Source organism: Anabaena sp. UHCC 0204 (assembly GCF_009711975.1).
Classification (GTDB): Bacteria; Cyanobacteriota; Cyanobacteriia; order Cyanobacteriales; family Nostocaceae; genus Dolichospermum.
The window spans coordinates 1-18,138 of the sequence record NZ_VIKW01000007.1 but is presented as its reverse complement, the minus strand read 5'-3'; the positions used below and the strand labels follow the sequence as shown (position 1 = coordinate 18,138).

Below are 18,138 nucleotides of genomic sequence, written 5' to 3'. Positions count from 1 at the left end.
AATTGACCAATGACTAATACAATGTGGCGACAAGGTGAAGTCATAGAACTGGAGATTACTGATTTAAGCGACACTGGTGATGGTGTAGGACGCTTTGATCAGCGTGTGGTGTTTGTTCCTGATACGGTGGTGGGCGATCGCGCTCTTGTCAGACTCATCCACGTTAAGCCAAAATATGCTCATGGTAAACTCACTGATTTATTGGAAATTTCGGATGATCGAATTAGACCTCATTGCATTGTCGCTGATAAATGTGGTGGTTGTCAGTGGCAACATATTAATTATGATTACCAATTAAAAGCCAAACAAAATCAAGTGCTTCAAGCTTTAGAACGGATTGGTGGTTTTACTAATCCACCTATAGATCCCATCTTAGTAGCTGATTCATCTTTTGGTTATCGCAACAAAGCTACTTATCCTGTTGGTGTATCGGCGACAGGTCAAGTCCAAGCAGGTTACTACCATGAAGGTAGCCATAAATTAATTAACTTGAACCAATGCCCCGTTCAAGATCCTCGCTTAAATCCTTTGTTAGCGGAGGTGAAATTAGATATTCAAAAGCAGGGGTGGCCAATTTATGACGAAAATCTCCACAAAGGATTAATTCGCCATTTGGGTTTACGCATTGGTCGCTATACAGGGGAAATGCTGTTGACTTTGGTAGTCAATGATTGGAATTTACCAGGAGTTGAAACTCAAGCACAGCAATGGTTAAAGCGATATCCTCAGTTAGTGGGTGTGTCTCTTAACCGCAATAGCGATCGCACAAATGCTATATTTGGATCAGAAACCCGTTGTCTAGCTGGAGTTCCTTACCTGCGAGAAAAATTTGCCGGACTTAACTTTCAAATCCGCCCAGATACCTTTTTCCAAGTGTACACAGAAACAGCCGAGGCACTTTTAGAGGTGATTCAGGCAGAACTGAATTTACAAGGCCATGAAATCCTAGTTGATGCCTATTGTGGTATAGGGACGTTAACGTTGCCCCTAGCTAAACAAGTACGACACATTACAGGTTTAGAATTGCAATCTACAGCAGTAGAACAGGCGATTATCAATGCCCAAGAAAATGGAATTAACAACGTGACATTTCAGGTAGGCGCAGTAGAAAAAATCCTTCAGAATTTGGAAATTATACCAGATGTTGTATTACTTGATCCGCCTCGAAAAGGATGTGAAGATAATGTTATCAAAACATTAAGGAAACTGAAACCATCCCGAATAGTTTACGTCAGTTGTAAAGTATCTACCCTCGCCCGTGACCTCAAATTACTTTGTGAAGATGGATTATACCAACTCACAAGGGTGCAGCCTGCTGACTTCTTTCCTCAAACCGCTCATGTCGAAGCAGCCGCTTTTCTAGCCTTATCAGCCAATGATTAGAGCAGCTAATTCTTTACAAAAATCAAAATTAGAAATTTGTAGTCTAGTCCATACCCATAATGCTAGAATGAAATTACGATAAAAATAGAAATTCATTTTCTTTTAAAGAAATCAGAGTTGCATAGATTCTTAAAAAGGTCAATACAATTGTGTTAATTACAAATCAGCAGTTAAAAAGAGTAACTTTCTACTCCTGTCCGAAAATAGCAATTTTTCATAAAATCGCTAAATCAACAGGTTAACTTTTGCAAATTGTAACTAATCAATATAATTTACCTTTAGAGTTGCTATGTCCTAGCATTTTTATAAATTTAGTTTTACAGACGCAAGTTTGCAGGCAGTACGACTACCTAAATTTTGATCAGGATATCTGTTAAAGCAAACAAATGTCTAGCTAACTAAAAGCTACGGGGTTTCTCTTGTGATTACCATTTCTCTTCGTCCAGTTGGACGTTATTGGGGGACAATTAGTTTTGCCTCCACCCTTTATCTGTGTCCAATATTAGATTTACTCTTGAAAGATATTCCGGCAAAATTACAATCAGAACTACGATTAGGACTTCAAGAAGCCCTAGTAAATGCCGCTAAACATGGCAATAATCTTGATCCTGGCAAATTAGTAGTAGTCCGTTTTTCATTAATAGATAATCAGTATTGGTGGATTATCTCAGATCAGGGTAGCGGTTTCACTCCTTCCCACAGTAGCGATAGTGATCCCGATGACTATTTACCACCAGACGAAGCCGAAAGTGGACGGGGTATGTCCTTACTCCATCAAATTTTTGATCAAGTAGAATGGAATCGCAAAGGCACAGAACTCAGGCTTTGTAAGCAATTAGAAAGCCGTCGTTTATTATCTTTGCGAAGGTGATAGGCAAGAAGGTGACAGTTTACAGGTGACAGGTGACAGGGAAGAAAGAAAGTAATAGGAGAAAACTCTTTTTCCCTATTCCTTCTGCACTCGATCACGATTATGTCCGTGAGTGGGGCAGGGAGGGGCAGAGATTGACTTATCTAGCCAGCCCACAGCCTGTTCCAGCCTAGCTTGTGCCTCTTGGGGTTCATTTTTTACCAAAAATACCATGGCGGCGGCGGCTTGTTCACTAGCGCGGGAATTGCGGTTAGATTTGAGACGATGCCAATCATCAGGAGAGATTTTTAGCCTTTCCATGAGGGCTTGGGCTAATTCTAGAGTGCTAACTTCATTTAGATTAAGTTGAGTAGTTGGAGACATAAGACTAACTGCTGAGTTAATAGACAAAAGTTATTATTTAATTATCATAGCCAATGACCAATGACTAATGACTAATTTAGAGGAAAACCCCCAACCAGATTTTGAACAAGAACTAGAGGAAGTAGAAACTTCACTGCGATTCTTGAAAGATAGATATGCCCAAGTGCAACAAGATCAACAACAAAAGGCACAATGGCAACAAGAATTAAATAATTTAAAGCAAAATAGAAAGCAGACTCCAGAAATTAGAGCAGAGTTAACCCGCCTTCAAAAACAGTTAGAAACTTTAGAAATAAACCTAGAAAGCCAGTTATTTTCTTGGAGTAGCCTGAAAAGACCTTTTTGGCAAGCTATCCGTTTTGGTGGTTTGGGCGTTATTATAGGTTGGTTATTAAAATCTTGGGTTGGGTGATTTTTAGATATCTGACTTCTTAAAGAAGTCGGGGATCTTTGGGGATCTTGATCATGAAAAAAAATACAAATTGCCTAAAATGATTAAACACCGAATTGCAGAAATATTAAGAAGTGGTAAACCCGAAGAAAGTTTGGTAGTTCAAGGTTGGGTAAGAACCAAACGCGAATTAAAAGGATTTGCATTTTTAGAAGTTAATGATGGTTCATCTTTAGGTAATTTGCAAATAGTTATTAATCAAGATTTACCAGACTATCAAGGAATATTAAAACAAATCAATACAGGTGCTTCTGTAGAAGTAACAGGAGTATTAGTAGCTTCTCAAGGAAAAGGACAAAGGATAGAATTAAAAGCTGATACAGTCAAAGTATACGGAGATGCTGATCCTGATACCTATCCTCTGCAAAAAAAACGTCATTCCTTTGAATTTCTGCGAACCATTGCTCATTTGCGCGGCAGAACTAACTCCTTTGGTGCAGTATTTCGAGTGAGAAATGCTTGCGCGACAGCTATTCACCAATTTTTTCACGAACGGGGCTTTTTATGGGTGCATACTCCCATTATTACCGCAAGTGATTGTGAAGGGGCTGGGGAATTATTTAGTGTGACTAATTTCAATTTAAAGGATGTTCCCAGAACCGAAAATCAAGAAATTGATTATAGTCAAGACTTCTTTAATAAACCTGCATATTTAACAGTTAGTGGCCAATTAGAAGCCGAAATTATGGCAATGGCTTTTACTAATGTCTATACTTTCGGTCCTACATTCCGCGCAGAAAATTCTAATACTTCGCGTCACTTAGCAGAATTTTGGATGGTTGAACCAGAAATGGCCTTTTGTGATTTAGAAGGTGATATGGATTTGGCTGAGGAGTTTCTCAAACACATTTTTAAATATGTGATGGAAACCTGTCCCGAAGACATGGAATTTTTCAATGCACGCATTGATAATACTGTTTTAGTAACAGCCAATAATATTATTAACAATCAATTTGCAAGATTGACTTATACTGAAGCAGTCAAACTTTTAGAAAAAGCTGATGTTAAATTTGATTATCCTGTAAGTTGGGGTGCAGATTTACAATCAGAACATGAACGCTATTTAGCCGAAAACCTGTTTAAAAAGCCTGTCATTGTTACAGATTATCCCGCCCAAATCAAAGCTTTTTATATGCGGTTGAGTGACGATGAAAAAACCGTCCGCGCTATGGATATTCTCGCTCCAAAAATAGGGGAAATTATTGGTGGTTCACAACGGGAAGAAAGGCTAGATGTTTTAGAAAAACGGGTATTAGCACAAGGTATGAACCCGGAAGATTTGTGGTGGTATTTAGATTTGCGTCGTTATGGTACTGTTCCCCATGCTGGTTTCGGTTTGGGGTTTGAAAGATTGGTGCAATTTATGACGGGTATGGGAAATATTCGGGATGTAATTCCATTCCCACGTACACCAGAAAATGCGGAGTTTTAATGACTTTAGAGACGTTGTAAATAACGTCTCTTTTAAAAATATTATCTTGCTAATTGCTAACTTTTTGATTTAACCAAGTTACCAAATAAGCAACATCTGAAAAATCAAATAATGCTACTCTACCTTTAGAAGGTACTAAGGCTTGGGATACGAATTAGCCTCACGCAAAGGCGCAAAGACGCAAAGAATTAAGAGTTAAAGATATCTAATTTTTAAATTTCATACTCTGATTCAGCAACGCCGCACTTTTTCCATACTGCATGATTCATAACAATGCACGAATAGGCGAAATCATTAACGTCTGTAAAGCAACATCCTTAACAAGAGACGGCTTATGGATGATTTTCAATCCTGTTGATCAACAGGGTGCGATTATTCCTCATGCTCCAATTAAGCCCTATAAGAAGCCAGAAAACTATCACAATCCTGTAAATCCTCTAATCCTGTACTTCGACTATGGCTACGCCACGCAGGCGATCGCTCAGTAACCAGAAATCCTGATATGGCTTGCACCACGCTACGCTATCAGACAACAGTCAGTGTGGGTATTTCACTTACTTATTCCAAAATCGAAAATTGAAAGTTGAAGACTCTCGACGGAAACGTTTGGTAGGTTTTCTTTTGCGTCTTTTAGCACTTCTATCGCTAGGTATCTCTTCTTCTAAGATTTCCTCTGGTAATTGTGTTTGTAACGTTTCCTGACACCGCCACCAAGCAATTATCCAGCCACCACCCACACCAGCAATACCACCAAACAAAATACTTATGGGTGCTGAATAGCCCAAGAAAAGACAACCCAGCATAAACACCAACCAATATTTTAGTCCAGCGTCAATACCATCATTAGAGGCTACTGTAGTAGATTCGGGATTGTTTTCATTTGCGGCTGTAAATAACCCCAAGGAAACACCACCCATAACACCTACAAAGAGACTGACAGGGAATGAAGCCCCAGCACTTCTGGCAATAATGAATAGAAATAACCCAAATAGCAATTGAGACAAAAAGTTAGGTGAAGAAGAGAAAATATCGCCTAGAAGATTATTTTTTGGTGCCATAACATTAGGAATTAAAAAATCAAATTACACAAATTAAATATGCGTCTCCTAGAATCCTTGTAGAGACATTCCATGGAACGTCTCTACTTCTTACCAGATATTTAAATTAATCCTGGTAATTGTGCCTCTAGTGGTTGAGTTGTATCTACAACTGTTATATAAGGTTGTTCTTGATCTGTAAATGGTTCAGATTGCTTGATTTGGGATGCTAATAAATCAGCAGTAGCATCAGCAATATCACCAGTCCGGTTCAGCAGTCGTTCTTTGACAACTTCTAAGGGTGCAGTGCAATTGATAATATGTACAGGTAATTGATGCTGTGTCGCTTGAGATATCGCATCTTTCCGTAAATCCTGACGATCATATTTAGCATCTAAAATCACAGACCAACCTTGATTAGCCAGTATAATTCCCAAATCCAATAAACGGCTATAGGTTTTTTGTGTCATTTCCGGTGTGTAGATTTCATTCCCACCTCTTTCTAAGAGGGGAATTCCTGCTAAATGCTTACGTACAGCATCAGAACGCAGATGAATGGCGTTGAGTTTCCGCGCCAAATATTTAGCTGTGGTACTTTTCCCCGTACCAGACAACCCTGACATCAAAATCAGTTTTCCCTGTTGAGGTTTAGTATATTCCCAAGCTTGATGATAATATGCCGATGCTGTTTTTGCTGCCTCTTCTTTTACCGCCGCCGGGATATTAGGATCATCTAATAAAAAGGAATTTACCTTAGCCCGTACATAAGCTTGACGACTTAAATATAAAGGTAATACTTGCAAACCTTCCCAATCTCCAGTTTGTTCCACATAGGCATTTAAGAAGGCATTTCCTAAATCTTTACGTCCTCTGGCTTCAATATCCATGACTGTAAAAGCTACATCATACATGACATCAACGAAACGAAATGGCTCATTGAATTCTATGCAGTCAAATAGCATAATTTTGTCATGCCATAGAGCAATATTTCGCAGATGTAAATCGCCGTGACATTCACAAATATAGTTATTGTCAATTCTACTTTTAAATAATTCTGGATGTTGGATAAAGAAGTTATCTGTATATTGTTTTGTTTCCTCAAACTGTTCTTTTGTCTGGGGTCCACCAATATAGTTTTGAGCTTGCTGATAATTCTCATCAATTGCTAAACGTACTTGTGAGACTTCCCCAAAGCTGCGAATGTAATCATTAGTCTGGGCGTTTGCATGGTATTGGGCTACAACTTTTCCCAATTCTTCTAAGTAACTTTCCTGTAAATTTCCACTAGCAAAGAGTTCACTAAACAGGGATTCTTGGGGAAATTGACGCATTTTTACGGCATATTCTACAGCTTGGCCTGTTCCACCTAAATGGTATTGTTCATCTACTAAAGTTAAAGGGACAACTTCTAAATATAATTCACCTGCACCTCTTTGATTTAACCGCAATTCTTCCTGACAAAAATGTTGTCGTTTTTCTAAGGTGGAAAAGTCTAAAAAACCAAAGTTGACTGGTTTTTTGAGCTTGTAAGCATAATCACCTGTCAGGAGAACATAAGAAACATGAGTTTGAATCAGTTGAATTGGTTCTGTTACGGAATGAGGATAAAATCCTGGTTGTAACATTTGTTCAATAAAGGCGGGAAAATTTGTTTCTGTCATTGGTTGGTTGTCAGTTGTTAGTTGTCAGTTATTCGTTGTCAATTGTCAATTGTCAATTGTCATTGGTAAGAGAGATGTTGATACTCTTACTCTTACCTGTTGTCTCTTGTCAATAAAAAAACCAGGTTTAACCCTGGTTCTCTTAGTTATTATCGCCTGAATTTTAGTCTTTATTACCAGCAAAAAAACTGATGTGGTAGGGTGTACCTTTGGCTGGGTGAATTTGAACTTCACGAAGTACGGTTTTACCAGTCCATTGTAATTCAGGGATACTGAGTTCTACTTCTGTTTTATTAGGTGCAGCTTGTTTGAGTAAACGTTCAACGACTTTAGCATCAACTGCGAGAGAAATTGATTCAATCCCGTTGTGGCCATACAAATTAGCGGGAATTAATCCAGAACGACGTAAAGCTTTGGGTTTAACGCCTTCTGGACGTTTTTGAGATTCGACTGCGATCGCCATATAATTTGTTTAGTTGTGAGTTGTTGGTTGTTAGTTGTCAATTGTCAATTGTCAATTGTCAATTATTAAACTGGTGTACCATCTGGTTGTAACAGAGCGCGTTTTGGACCATGAATTGGGTCTTCAACAATGATAGTTTGATCACGACTTGCTCCCAAGGAAACGATCGCGATCGGCACTTCCATTAATTCTGCTAGGAATTTCAGATAGTTTAGGGCTTGCTTTGGCAAGTCTTCTAAGGTACGGCACTCAGTGGTTGATACTTGCCATCCTGGTACAGTTTTATAGATGGGACGACAACGGGCGAATTGACGGGCGCTAGTGGGAAAGTGTTCACACCTTTCACCATCTATATCATAAGCAACACAAACGCTGATTTCCGCTAATTCATCGAGGACATCGAGTTTGGTAATTGCCATACAATCCATGCCATTAATGCGGACTGCATAGCGACCAATGACAGCATCAAACCAACCGCAGCGGCGTTTCCGTCCGGTTGTTGTCCCAAATTCTGCACCGCGATCGCACAGTAATTCCCCTACTTCTCCTGCCAATTCTGTAGGAAATGGTCCTTCTCCTACTCGCGTTGTATAAGCTTTAGATACCCCAATTACTCGGTCTATCATTGTTGGACCCAAACCTGTACCAACGCAAGCCCCACCTGCTACGGGGTTAGATGAGGTAACATAGGGATAAGTCCCATGATCTAAATCGAGAAGTGTGCCTTGTGCGCCCTCAAATAAAATATTCCGTCGTCGAAGAATCGCATCATATATCTTCAACGAAGTATCAACCACAAAGGGGCGCAAGCGTTCTGCATATCCTATATACTCCTCAATCACAGCTTCTGGATCAAGGGGTGGTAAATTATACAGTTTTTCTAAAATAGTGTTTTTATGAGTAATTGCCCACTTTAATTGCTCACGTAAACCATCAGAATCCATCAGATCCAAAATTCTGATGCCTGTACGTTCTGATTTATCGGCATAGGTGGGTCCAATTCCTCTCCCAGTCGTACCGATTTTATGACTTCCCCGCCGCTCTTCTGATGCCTTATCAATCAAGCGATGATATGGCATAGTCACATGGGCTGTCTCCGATATCAGCAGGTTCGCGGTGGAGATATTTAATTGTTCGAGTTGTTCGAGTTCTTTTATCAAAACCTGTGGATCTATTACTGTTCCACAGCCGATAATACACTCAGTATTTGGATACAAAATACCAGAGGGGATTAAGTGCAGCTTAAACGTCTGACCTTGGACTACTATTGTATGTCCAGCGTTTACTCCCCCTTGGTAACGTACAACCACATCTGCGGAGCGGCTGAGTAAGTCAGTTATTTTACCTTTTCCTTCATCGCCCCATTGAGCGCCTATGACAATGACGTTAGCCAAGAGATTATATTAAAGGGTAGAGTTTCCACAAACTATAATTGTTAACCGATTTTTGATATTTTGTCAAGAAATTGGGGCTTGATTGCTTATAAAATTATTTTCTAATTCCCTATCACCTATTCCCTATCTATGAAAATTACAGATCGTCTCGGTGTTGACTACCAAAATCCCCGCTGGTGGTTTGATGTATTAATTATTGCGTTAAGTTACTATATTGTTTCTTGGCTGGTGTTAAAAAGAATGCCTGTTTCTCCCTATGGTACACCTGTTTGGCCTGGTACGGGGTTTGTGATTGGGTTGTTGCTATTGTGGGGGCGATCGCGCTGGTTCGGTGTATTTTTAGGAGCAACATTGACCAATTATATCGGGATCAAACCTTTGTTTTTGGCTATTATTGGAGGGATTGGGACTACTTTTGGCTCGCTCCTATCAGTAACGCTGATTCTCAGATTAACTAGGACAAATTATTTTCTTACCCAAGTTAATCATGTTGTTATTTTCGCATTTTGTAGTTTGTTTACTGGAACTATTTTCCAATCTTTGATAGGTGTAATGACAGTTTGTTTGGGTGGTTATGAACCCTGGAGTAAGTATTTAGAAGTTTTTTGGGGTTGGTGGATTGGTGATGCTATCGGAATTTTAGTGTTTGCTCCTTTGATCTTAATTTGGTCTAGGAAAAACAGAGATTTTCAAGTTAGATATCACCTAGATTGGGAACTATTATTTACAGTTGTTAGTTTAATTATTGTTGGCTATTTTACTTTTATCAAATCTCAACCTGTAGAATATTTACTTTTACTGCCTTTGCTTTGGTCTGCTTTTCGCTTTGGGGGAAAAATAACTACTTTATTAGTGGCAATTGTGGCGATGGTATCGGCTATTGCGACTAGTTATAAAATAGGAGTTTTCCATGAAGTTACTTTGAAGACTCATTCTCTTTTATTATTACAATTGTTTATTGGTGTGATTGCTGTAACTGTCATAGTGATGTTAGCTATTGTTGCAGAAAATCGGCAAGTAAATCTGAATTTACAAAAAGCTAATACTGAATTAGAGCAACGGGTTGATGAACGGACTAGGGATTTACAAGATAGTGAATCTAAAGCGCAGAAACTAGCGACTAAAGCCGAAGCTGCTAACCAAGCCAAAAGCGCATTTATTGCGAATATGAGTCATGAATTGCGATCGCCTCTCAATGCAGTGATTGGGTTTTCGCAGTTGATGTTACGCGCTAACAACCTTCCCCCTGAACAATATGAAAATGCTGGGATTATTTATCGTAGCGGTGACTATTTACTAACTCTAATTAATCATATTCTTGATTTATCAAAAATCGAAGCTGGTAAAGCAACTCTGAATATCAATAACTTTAATTTCTATCGGTTACTGGATGATTTAGAAGATATGTTACATCTGCGGGCAAGTGATGCTGGCTTAGAACTAATATTTGAGAGAAGTCAAAATGTCTCTAATTATATCTGCACTGATGAAGTAAAACTCCGTCAGGTTTTAATTAATTTACTCAGTAATGCGATCAAATTCACTCCTCATGGCTCAATTGTTTTGAGTGTGGATCAAGAAAATGAAACAACAGAAGATGTTTTGAACCTACATTTCATACTTCGTGATACAGGTGTGGGAATTGCCGAAGCTGAATTGCCAAAACTTTTTGATGCCTTTATCCAAGCAAAAGCAGGGAGAGAAATGCAAGAAGGAACAGGTTTAGGTTTAGCAATTTGTCGTAAATTTGTCCAATTAATGGATGGGGATATTACCGTTGAAAGTGAATTAGGAAAAGGGACAACTTTCCAATTCTCTATTCAAGCAAAATTAGGACAAGAAACTATCAGCAATAGTGTAGAAGATAGACAGCGAGTATTAGGACTTGCACCTGGACAGCCTACTTACAAAATTTTGACTGTAGATGATAAACCTATTAATAGACAACTGTTGTTTAAGCTGCTGAGTCCTTTAGGATTTGAGATCAAAGAAGCTGGTAATGGTCAAGAAGCGATCGCTATTTGGGATGAATGGGAACCCCATTTAATTTGGATGGATATGCGGATGCCTGTGATGGATGGTTACGAAGCCACTAAGTATATTAAATCTACTACTAAAGGTAATGCTACGGCTGTGATTGCTCTAACTGCAAGTGTTTTAGAAGAAGAAAAAGCGATCGTTCTCTCTGCTGGTTGTGATGATTTTATCCGTAAACCCTTTGCAGAACATACGATTTTTGATGCACTAGCTAAACATCTGGGTGTAAAATATATATTTGCAGAAATCCCGGTACTGGATTTAGATAACCACCTAGAAAGCCCATTGACATCAGTAAATTTAACCTGTATGTCTCAACAATGGATGACTCAATTATACGAAGCTGCACTTGAGGCTAATACTAATTTAGTTTTACAACTGGTGAAAGAACTTCCCGAAACAGAAACTCGTCTATTACAAGCTTTATCTAAACTTGCTCGTCAATTTGAATTTGAGCAGATTATTGATTTAACTGAACCTTTGTTAAAAGACGTAACCTGAGAATACCTGGTGGGCATTGCCCACCATTATGTTAAATTAATAACCTGATTAATCGTCGTGATCATCAAACGGATCATCTAATTCCTGACTTGGAGGTCCAAATGATGTGTAAATTGCCATACCAGTAATAGCAACTAGCGCCGCACAAAAGGAAATTCCAAGCACCGTAGCGGGTTCTAAGTCCATAAATTTAGACACATATTATGAGAGCCATAGTTATAGAATATTACAAAATTTAACTTAATTAACATCCGAACATCTACAAAACTCAGATAAAATACCCGCGTAGTACAACATGGCGTAAATCAACCAACCATTAAGAATTCCCAGAAAGCTTGTGCCATCTGCCTTTTTAATTTTTAATTTTTAATTCTGCTCTGCGGTACTAGTGGTATTATGGTGAAGATCCGGCTCTCAACCATAGGGTAATATTGTCGGACAATATCACCAAAAATGATGTAGTTTTGTAAATGTAGCAAAAACCTATATCAACATAGCTAAATAAATATCACAAACTGCGATAATTTAAGAAAAGCTTTTGGAGTAATCCGCGTACTGTGAGACAAACTCCGAAAATATCCGCCACCGGGTAGGGTACAAGCTGGGTTAATTATTCGTGAAAATAACACGATTAAGTACGAACTATTAAACCTGTAATTAGAGTAATCTAAAATAGGTAGGTTCAATCCAATAATCCTCAGTCTCCACAGGCTTAGGAATGTCTAAAAAAATTTAAAAAAGCTTTGGCAACTGATCTTAGGTGAACTATGGCACAACGGACTAAGTTAGGAGATATTCTCAGACCCTTAAATGCTGAGTATGGTAAAGTATCTCCAGGTTGGGGAACAACACCTTTAATGGGTGTGTTTATGGGTTTATTTTTCGTATTTCTGTTAATTATCCTCCAAGTTTACAACAAGTCTCTGTTAATTCAAGATGTGCTTGTTGATTGGCGCAGTTTAGGAGGCTAATAGCTATCCAGCCATCAAGTTGGCATTAAAATTACATATACCCGGCTTGACCGGGTTTTTTTGTAGAAATCTGAAAAGAGCGATAAAATTAGCCTAGAGAAACAATACCTTGTCCATTTTTTGTAGGTTGGGTAGAACGAAGTGAAACCCGACGCATTTGTTGGGTTTTGTACCGATTGCTCCGCAACGCTAACGCGAACAACCCAACCTACAAATCCAGACTTTTTTTAATTTGGATAAGGTATTGAGAAAGTAATAGGGTTCACAATCCCAATCAAAAATAATTGTTAAACATCGAGTTATTGTGGTGGTTTATAAATCTACAGGAGAAAAAGCATGAATATATTTGGTATCGGCTTACCAGAAATGGGTGTAATTATGGTAGTAGCATTGTTGATATTTGGACCAAAGAAGTTACCAGAAATTGGGCGCAGTCTAGGGAAAACCATTCGCAGTTTTCAAGAAGCTTCTAATGAATTTCAAAATGAGTTCAAACGAGAAACTGAACAATTGAAAGAAACTGTACAAACAACCGCTGAACTAGAACCTAAACATATTGAAGCTGGAAATCCTCAGCAGGAACATAGAGCAGGATGAAGGATGAAGAAGTAAAACAGAAGGCTTTGGTAATTCCCCAGCTAATCGTCGGATTGGGAAACCCAGAGCCTAAATATGACCAAACTCGCCACAATATTGGCTTTGCAGCGATAGATACCCTCGCCCGTGTTTGGCAAATTTCTCTAGCTGAAAATCGCAAATTTCAAGGAGAGTTTGGGGAGGGTATTGCACCAGGTAACGGTAAAATCCGCTTAATTAAACCCTTAACTTATATGAATCGCTCAGGACAAGCGATACAAGCTGTCACCAGTTGGTATAAAATACAGCCAGAATCAGTATTAGTAATTTACGATGATTTGGATTTACCCTTGGGAAAAACTCGTTTACGTTTGTCTGGTTCTGCGGGTGGACATAACGGGATGAAAAGTATTATTTCCCATTTGAATAGCCAAAATTTTCCTCGGTTAAGAATTGGGATAGGGAAACCAAAAGGTGCAATAGATGGAGATAATTCTCATACTGTCTCTCATGTTTTAGGACGATTTTCCACTACTGAAAATAAAGTCATGTCTCAAGTTTTAGACTTTGTAGTTGATTGTGTGGAATTCAGTTTTAAACAAGGAGTAGAAAAGGCCATGAATCGTTGCAATACCCAGAATTTTGCAGACATTGAAAATCAGAAAGTATTGGGCGATTAGAAATCACTGCTACACAAGGAAAGTCCACCTGCGTGGACTAATAAAAAACAAGGATTTATAACCTGCGTAGGCAGGTTTTGTCTGTGTAGACGCGATTTGTAATCGCCTGTTCCCTTTTTTTGTAATTTTTGGATCGGAGTTTAATTTGTGAGCAAATGGCAGAGTTTATCTAATGCTGTATCTTCGTGTCTAATAATTAAATCTCCTAGATTTTTTAGCTCTTGAATGTTTCTAGGAGTAGCATCATCCATATCATCATTAGCTTCACTCAATGGTGCTTGAAACCGATAATACTGTTGAGGATAACCATCAACTACTGGTAGTAACTGCTCAAGCTGACAAGCTACTGATTCACTACCACTATCTAAGACAACATTAATTAGTGGTGCAACCCATTTAATTAATCCCCAATTTTTTGCGTCTTCATATAAATACTTACGAATCAGTGAACCTGTCCCCAAAGAAACTACAAGAATTTCGTTAAGTTGAAGTGGTACTTCTCCTGATTGTTTAGAAGCAATTAGAGCTTCCATTATTGCTAAATTAGTGGGATTATTGGCGAAAACTCCACCATCAATTAGTGCATAGTAGCCGTTATCAGTTTTATCTATGGTGTCAATTTTGTAAGGTTCAAAATAAGTCGGTGCAGCAGAAGTGGCCATTCCTGCTTGTTTCATTGTATAACCATCACATAGTTGTCGAAAGTTTTCACCTAACTTTTGACGGTGCGGATTATTGATGAAAAAAACTGGTCTTCGTAATTCAATATCGTAGCTAGTAACAAAGATATTGGTGAGTGCATTTTTAAGCAGAGTGTCTTGTAAATATTCTTCTAAAACCCTGTCTCTACCTTTCGATGGGAACTTAGGATATAAAAAATCATCGGATTTTACGTATCTGTTGATAATTGACTCATAAAAGATTTCAGAGCCATTATTTACATATAAATCTACGATATCATTGGCTGTATAATGAGGTTGAGTTTTGTTTTTGGGATGTGGTTTACTTAAAGCTAAACCAAGAATACCTCCAGTGGAAGTACCAGCTATTAAATCAAATAATTGACATATTGGTTTTCCGGTGCGCTTTTCAATTTCAGCGAGAATTTTCGCTGGGATCATTCCGCGAATACCACCACCATCAATTGATAAAACTTTGTATTTAAAAGACATAAAATTCCCTGAGTAATCCACAAGTTATGCAGTCTACGGTATTTAGCCGGAGGAAGACTAATGTGGATATTATACTTCAGTACGGAAAAGTGATTTCAAACTTTTTGTCCTATGTGCTGTTTACAAGCAAAGGCGATCGCATCTATAGCTAGAACTTGAACCGCTGCACCTAATTCCACGGCTACTTTTGGCATACCATAGACGACGCAAGTCTTTTGATCTTGGGCGATAGTGTGCCAAGCATTGTCCCGCAGGAGTTTTAAACCCTGAGCGCCATCTCGTCCCATACCCGTCAGCAAAACTCCCACACCTGGTTGATGCCAATATTTAGCCACACTTTCAAAAAAGACATCAACTGAGGGATGGTAAAAACTCTGAAGAGGTTCTTCTTGATAATCGAGAGTTTGATCACAACGCATCACCAAATGATGATTTGTCCCGGCTATTAAAACCTTTCCTGGCTGTGGGAGATCACCGGGAATTGCTAACTTTACTGGTAGAGAAATTTGTCCATTTAACCAAGTTGCAAAGCCTTGAGAAAACTGCACATCAAGATGTTGCACAATGACCACAGAGGCATGGAAATTCTGAGGAAACTGAGAAAGAATAGAAACTAATGCCTGGGGACCACCAGTAGAAGAGCCGATAACTATGAGGGGTGGATGTAGTTGTGATGGACTTTTAGGTAATGGGGGGATATTCAAGAGCGATCGCCCACGAGAAGATTTACCAATTAATCTGGCAATAGTAGCGATTTTATTGAGTAATCTTGTGCTACCCTCTGTCTGTTGATCAAAACTAATAGCTGGAGTATTGACTGCATCTAAAGCTCCATAACCCATTGCTTCAAATACCTTAGCTGCATAGCGATTAACACTGGCCGTTACCATCAGAATAGCGCAAGGAGATTGGCTCATAATCTGCTTTGTAGCTTCTACCCCATCCATTTTTGGCATCAATACATCCATCAAAATCAAGTCGGGGGTATCCTCTGCACACTTAGCTACAGCTTCTATACCGTCATAAGCGACCCATGCTAAATCATATTCGGGAATGTTGTCCAGCAACCGCCGCAGTGCTTCCACAGCGATAAGTAAATCATTAACAATGGCAATTCTCATAATTAGTAACGGGTGATAGGAAAACATTTTCTCCCATTTCTCCCTTCCCTCATTGAAGTTTTAAGATCCAAGTTTATAAGAAAATAGTGAAAGTTAAACAAAAAAGCAGGAAAAAAGGAGTACAAGATAGTAAATAAAAATATTGGTATCATAAAGATATCTCATTCTTCCCATTCCTGACGCAGAGTATCTAAATGAGCTAACATTGCTGCTTTTTTATGCTTTAAAATTCCTTTAGCTTGAATAATTTTTTCATAGTCCTTTTTCCAATTTAATAGCATTGATTCTGGTACATCTACCGTAATTGAATCTTCATCTTGAGATACAAGATAATGTCTTGGTATTTTGATTAATGGCATAGTTTTATGCTCCTGTTTCTCTCAATTCAGATTGTAACATAATGACGATATTACACATTATAAAATTGTCTGAATCAGACAACCACAACTTTCACCACACAACAAAAAATCATCCAATCACATCCTGTAAATCCTTAAATCCTGGACATCCTGATTCTGACAATAATATGCTATATTCTTAACTATTAATATTCTCAGGATGAATAATTGTAATTTCGGGAACAGCGATAAAATCTTTGGGATTTAAAGTTAAAATATGGCTGATATTATGAGCAAGCATCACTGCTAATATGTGTATATCGTGAGTGCGTTTACCAGAAATATTATATGTTGTTACCAAGTTCAGCCAAATAGAAAATATATCTGGTGTTTCTTCTAGTAAATCAAATCGATTTATTAGCATTTGTACTGCTTGAGTTGTTTGTTCTATATTCCATCCTAATCCATTGACAGGATGAGTAGCAACAACCCAAAATTCAATAATTACTTGAGAGGTAATAAAACATTGACCACCTCGTAATAAAATTTCAGAAATAGTATTCCGTATCAGGTTATATTCCAGAGATTGAGAATTTGCAAATCTAAGAATAATATTGGTATCAAGTAAATAGCTTTTCATATCCCTCTATCATCATAAATATTTTCTCGACGCAGTGCTTCATCTGATAGGGTAATACTACTTTGAGGAAATTGAGATAACCATTCTTGAAATTTTGAGGCTTTTTCTGCTGATGTTAAATTTTGCGGTTCTGCTGACGGAATTATATTTCTATGAGAAAGTTTAGATAAAAAAAGTTTCTGATCTTCGGGAGTTAATTTGGAAACAATTTCTACAAGGGAGTCAACAAGTTGTACATTCATAATTATCTATGTCATTTACTAGGTTATAAGCAATATTTTACTGTATTTCAATTATAAACCCTAAACTGTCTGAATCAGGATAACCAGGATTAGAGGATTTACAAGATTTTATTCTCTACATCAAATATAGCATCAATTAATAATTCACTTGATCAATATCGGTGTGAATAAAATCATTACCTTTGAATAATAAAGGTTGATTTGTAGATTTTGCTAAAGCATAAGAAAAGCAATCTCCCATATTCAGTTTTGCTGGATGACGGCCTTTACCAAATTTCAAAAATGCTGCACTTGCTAATTGTGCCTGTTCTACAGTCAAAGGTACAATAGTTATAGACAATGCTGCAATTAATAAATTCAGATTTTCTACACCTTGCTGACCCTGAAAAAATTTTAGACTCTATCAACTCTCTACCTGTCTCTAAGTCAGTCATAATTAATAATTTACAAATAATATATTTAACCAGCACATCAGGATAATCTTCATACCAGTTTGAGACATTTGCTGTTATGACTGGTAAATTTCGTCTAAATATACCTGCAAAAAATGACAAAACTTCATCCATTTCTTTGATTTTTTTCTGATCATTAGATGAATCATACAAAACATAACCTTTATTCTTAGGATTCTTGACAAAGACAACTATATTCTTAATAAATAAATTAGCAATATAGGTATATTTTTGATTATCAACTAATATTTCGCTAGATTCTGAAATATTTTTTAATGAAAATTTTAAACGTTCACACCATTGAGCGACTGATAAAATTTCTTTTATTTTTAATTCTATAAAATAGAAAAAGT

22 protein-coding genes are annotated in these 18,138 nt (G+C 37.8%); 9 read left to right on the top strand and 13 right to left on the bottom strand.

Features of this window, described 5'->3' with window-relative positions:
• Positions 1 to 9: 9 nt before the first annotated feature.
• Together rlmD and FJR04_RS07610 are read left to right on the top strand one after the other, a co-directional pair.
• The gene (rlmD, locus tag FJR04_RS07615; RefSeq protein WP_168493280.1) at positions 10 to 1,383 is read left to right on the top strand and encodes a 23S rRNA (uracil(1939)-C(5))-methyltransferase RlmD; all 1,374 of its coding nucleotides are present in this window, start codon (positions 10 to 12) and stop codon (positions 1,381 to 1,383) included.
• Positions 1,384 to 1,804: 421 nt separating this feature from the next.
• A complete protein-coding gene (locus FJR04_RS07610) occupies positions 1,805 to 2,254 on the top strand; it encodes an anti-sigma regulatory factor (RefSeq protein WP_168493279.1) in 450 nt (149 codons plus the stop codon).
• Positions 2,255 to 2,329: 75 nt separating this feature from the next.
• Here the strand turns inward: FJR04_RS07610 and FJR04_RS07605 are convergent, their stop codons facing one another.
• Positions 2,330 to 2,617, bottom strand: a complete 288-nt coding sequence (locus tag FJR04_RS07605; RefSeq protein ID WP_168493278.1) for a DUF6439 family protein — start codon at positions 2,615 to 2,617, stop codon at positions 2,330 to 2,332.
• Between the two features lie 67 nt (positions 2,618 to 2,684).
• On the opposite strand from FJR04_RS07605, the gene FJR04_RS07600 reads away from it, so the two are divergent.
• From FJR04_RS07600 to FJR04_RS07590, 3 genes are all read left to right on the top strand, one after another.
• Entirely contained in the window at positions 2,685 to 3,029 is a 345-nt protein-coding gene (locus FJR04_RS07600) for a hypothetical protein (RefSeq protein ID WP_168493277.1), read from the top strand.
• A 79-nt stretch (positions 3,030 to 3,108) separates the two neighbouring features.
• The gene (asnS, locus tag FJR04_RS07595) at positions 3,109 to 4,500 is read left to right on the top strand and encodes an asparagine--tRNA ligase (RefSeq protein WP_168493275.1); all 1,392 of its coding nucleotides are present in this window, start codon (positions 3,109 to 3,111) and stop codon (positions 4,498 to 4,500) included.
• A 260-nt stretch (positions 4,501 to 4,760) separates the two neighbouring features.
• Positions 4,761 to 4,988 carry a hypothetical protein gene (locus FJR04_RS07590; protein ID WP_168493273.1) on the top strand — a complete coding sequence of 76 codons (228 nt, stop codon included), beginning with the start codon at positions 4,761 to 4,763 and terminating at the stop codon, positions 4,986 to 4,988.
• 66 nt (positions 4,989 to 5,054) lie between these two features.
• Here FJR04_RS07590 and FJR04_RS07585 read toward each other — a convergent pair whose 3' ends face one another.
• The 4 genes from FJR04_RS07585 to FJR04_RS07570 form a co-directional block, all read right to left on the bottom strand.
• Positions 5,055 to 5,558, bottom strand: a complete 504-nt coding sequence (locus FJR04_RS07585) for a hypothetical protein (RefSeq protein ID WP_168493271.1) — start codon at positions 5,556 to 5,558, stop codon at positions 5,055 to 5,057.
• A 101-nt stretch (positions 5,559 to 5,659) separates the two neighbouring features.
• Positions 5,660 to 7,198: an AAA family ATPase gene (locus FJR04_RS07580; RefSeq protein ID WP_168493269.1), complete on the bottom strand. Its 1,539-nt coding sequence runs from the start codon at positions 7,196 to 7,198 to the stop codon at positions 5,660 to 5,662.
• A gap of 163 nt (positions 7,199 to 7,361) precedes the next feature.
• Entirely contained in the window at positions 7,362 to 7,661 is a 300-nt protein-coding gene (rplY, locus tag FJR04_RS07575) for a 50S ribosomal protein L25 (protein ID WP_168493267.1), read from the bottom strand.
• Between the two features lie 65 nt (positions 7,662 to 7,726).
• Positions 7,727 to 9,055 (bottom strand): adenylosuccinate synthase, encoded by a 1,329-nt coding sequence (locus FJR04_RS07570; protein ID WP_168493258.1) that lies wholly within the window; start codon positions 9,053 to 9,055, stop codon positions 7,727 to 7,729.
• 129 nt (positions 9,056 to 9,184) lie between these two features.
• Between FJR04_RS07570 and FJR04_RS07565 the strand changes: the two genes are divergently transcribed.
• Positions 9,185 to 11,593 carry an MASE1 domain-containing protein gene (locus FJR04_RS07565; protein WP_168493256.1) on the top strand — a complete coding sequence of 803 codons (2,409 nt, stop codon included), beginning with the start codon at positions 9,185 to 9,187 and terminating at the stop codon, positions 11,591 to 11,593.
• Positions 11,594 to 11,641: 48 nt separating this feature from the next.
• Here the strand turns inward: FJR04_RS07565 and psbN are convergent, their stop codons facing one another.
• Complete coding sequence (psbN, locus tag FJR04_RS07560) at positions 11,642 to 11,779, bottom strand: photosystem II reaction center protein PsbN (protein WP_168493254.1); 138 nt, start codon at positions 11,777 to 11,779, stop codon at positions 11,642 to 11,644.
• A 581-nt stretch (positions 11,780 to 12,360) separates the two neighbouring features.
• On the opposite strand from psbN, the gene psbH reads away from it, so the two are divergent.
• The 3 genes from psbH (at position 12,361) to pth (ending at position 13,820) form a co-directional block, all read left to right on the top strand.
• Positions 12,361 to 12,564, top strand: coding sequence for a photosystem II reaction center phosphoprotein PsbH (psbH, locus tag FJR04_RS07555; RefSeq protein ID WP_096566033.1), 204 nt, complete (start codon positions 12,361 to 12,363; stop codon positions 12,562 to 12,564).
• 336 nt (positions 12,565 to 12,900) lie between these two features.
• Complete coding sequence (locus FJR04_RS07550; protein ID WP_168493252.1) at positions 12,901 to 13,161, top strand: TatA/E family twin arginine-targeting protein translocase; 261 nt, start codon at positions 12,901 to 12,903, stop codon at positions 13,159 to 13,161.
• Positions 13,158 to 13,820, top strand: a complete 663-nt coding sequence (pth, locus tag FJR04_RS07545) for an aminoacyl-tRNA hydrolase (protein ID WP_168493250.1) — start codon at positions 13,158 to 13,160, stop codon at positions 13,818 to 13,820. Before FJR04_RS07550 ends, pth begins: the two co-directional genes overlap by 4 nt.
• Before the next feature lie 140 nt (positions 13,821 to 13,960).
• Here the strand turns inward: pth and FJR04_RS07540 are convergent, their stop codons facing one another.
• The 7 genes from FJR04_RS07540 to FJR04_RS07510 all read right to left on the bottom strand — a co-directional run.
• Positions 13,961 to 14,992: a patatin-like phospholipase family protein gene (locus FJR04_RS07540; protein ID WP_168493248.1), complete on the bottom strand. Its 1,032-nt coding sequence runs from the start codon at positions 14,990 to 14,992 to the stop codon at positions 13,961 to 13,963.
• A 95-nt stretch (positions 14,993 to 15,087) separates the two neighbouring features.
• The gene (locus FJR04_RS07535) at positions 15,088 to 16,113 is read right to left on the bottom strand and encodes a chemotaxis response regulator protein-glutamate methylesterase (RefSeq protein WP_168493246.1); all 1,026 of its coding nucleotides are present in this window, start codon (positions 16,111 to 16,113) and stop codon (positions 15,088 to 15,090) included.
• Between the two features lie 161 nt (positions 16,114 to 16,274).
• Positions 16,275 to 16,472 carry a hypothetical protein gene (locus FJR04_RS07530; protein WP_168493244.1) on the bottom strand — a complete coding sequence of 66 codons (198 nt, stop codon included), beginning with the start codon at positions 16,470 to 16,472 and terminating at the stop codon, positions 16,275 to 16,277.
• A gap of 178 nt (positions 16,473 to 16,650) precedes the next feature.
• Complete coding sequence (locus tag FJR04_RS07525; protein ID WP_168493242.1) at positions 16,651 to 17,091, bottom strand: type II toxin-antitoxin system VapC family toxin; 441 nt, start codon at positions 17,089 to 17,091, stop codon at positions 16,651 to 16,653.
• Complete coding sequence (locus tag FJR04_RS07520; RefSeq protein WP_168493240.1) at positions 17,088 to 17,333, bottom strand: hypothetical protein; 246 nt, start codon at positions 17,331 to 17,333, stop codon at positions 17,088 to 17,090. Before FJR04_RS07520 ends, FJR04_RS07525 begins: the two co-directional genes overlap by 4 nt.
• Positions 17,334 to 17,469: 136 nt before the next feature.
• Positions 17,470 to 17,652, bottom strand: coding sequence for a type II toxin-antitoxin system VapC family toxin (locus tag FJR04_RS07515; RefSeq protein WP_254445231.1), 183 nt, complete (start codon positions 17,650 to 17,652; stop codon positions 17,470 to 17,472).
• The coding region (locus FJR04_RS07510; RefSeq protein ID WP_168493238.1) for a hypothetical protein at positions 17,600 to 18,138 on the bottom strand (539 nt) is incomplete at its 5' end. The genes FJR04_RS07510 and FJR04_RS07515, both read right to left, overlap by 53 nt.

Coding starts and splice junctions, on each gene's coding strand:
- rlmD (WP_168493280.1), top strand. CDS start 10: ATGACTAATACAATGTGGCGACAAGGTGAAGTCATAGAACTGGAGATT.
- FJR04_RS07605 (WP_168493278.1), bottom strand. CDS start 2,617: ATGTCTCCAACTACTCAACTTAATCTAAATGAAGTTAGCACTCTAGAA.
- FJR04_RS07600 (WP_168493277.1), top strand. CDS start 2,685: ATGACTAATTTAGAGGAAAACCCCCAACCAGATTTTGAACAAGAACTA.
- asnS (WP_168493275.1), top strand. CDS start 3,109: ATGATTAAACACCGAATTGCAGAAATATTAAGAAGTGGTAAACCCGAA.
- FJR04_RS07590 (WP_168493273.1), top strand. CDS start 4,761: ATGATTCATAACAATGCACGAATAGGCGAAATCATTAACGTCTGTAAA.
- FJR04_RS07585 (WP_168493271.1), bottom strand. CDS start 5,558: ATGGCACCAAAAAATAATCTTCTAGGCGATATTTTCTCTTCTTCACCT.
- FJR04_RS07580 (WP_168493269.1), bottom strand. CDS start 7,198: ATGACAGAAACAAATTTTCCCGCCTTTATTGAACAAATGTTACAACCA.
- rplY (WP_168493267.1), bottom strand. CDS start 7,661: ATGGCGATCGCAGTCGAATCTCAAAAACGTCCAGAAGGCGTTAAACCC.
- FJR04_RS07565 (WP_168493256.1), top strand. CDS start 9,185: ATGAAAATTACAGATCGTCTCGGTGTTGACTACCAAAATCCCCGCTGG.
- psbN (WP_168493254.1), bottom strand. CDS start 11,779: ATGGACTTAGAACCCGCTACGGTGCTTGGAATTTCCTTTTGTGCGGCG.
- psbH (WP_096566033.1), top strand. CDS start 12,361: ATGGCACAACGGACTAAGTTAGGAGATATTCTCAGACCCTTAAATGCT.
- FJR04_RS07550 (WP_168493252.1), top strand. CDS start 12,901: ATGAATATATTTGGTATCGGCTTACCAGAAATGGGTGTAATTATGGTA.
- pth (WP_168493250.1), top strand. CDS start 13,158: ATGAAGGATGAAGAAGTAAAACAGAAGGCTTTGGTAATTCCCCAGCTA.
- FJR04_RS07540 (WP_168493248.1), bottom strand. CDS start 14,992: ATGTCTTTTAAATACAAAGTTTTATCAATTGATGGTGGTGGTATTCGC.
- FJR04_RS07535 (WP_168493246.1), bottom strand. CDS start 16,113: ATGAGAATTGCCATTGTTAATGATTTACTTATCGCTGTGGAAGCACTG.
- FJR04_RS07530 (WP_168493244.1), bottom strand. CDS start 16,472: ATGCCATTAATCAAAATACCAAGACATTATCTTGTATCTCAAGATGAA.
- FJR04_RS07525 (WP_168493242.1), bottom strand. CDS start 17,091: ATGAAAAGCTATTTACTTGATACCAATATTATTCTTAGATTTGCAAAT.
- FJR04_RS07520 (WP_168493240.1), bottom strand. CDS start 17,333: ATGAATGTACAACTTGTTGACTCCCTTGTAGAAATTGTTTCCAAATTA.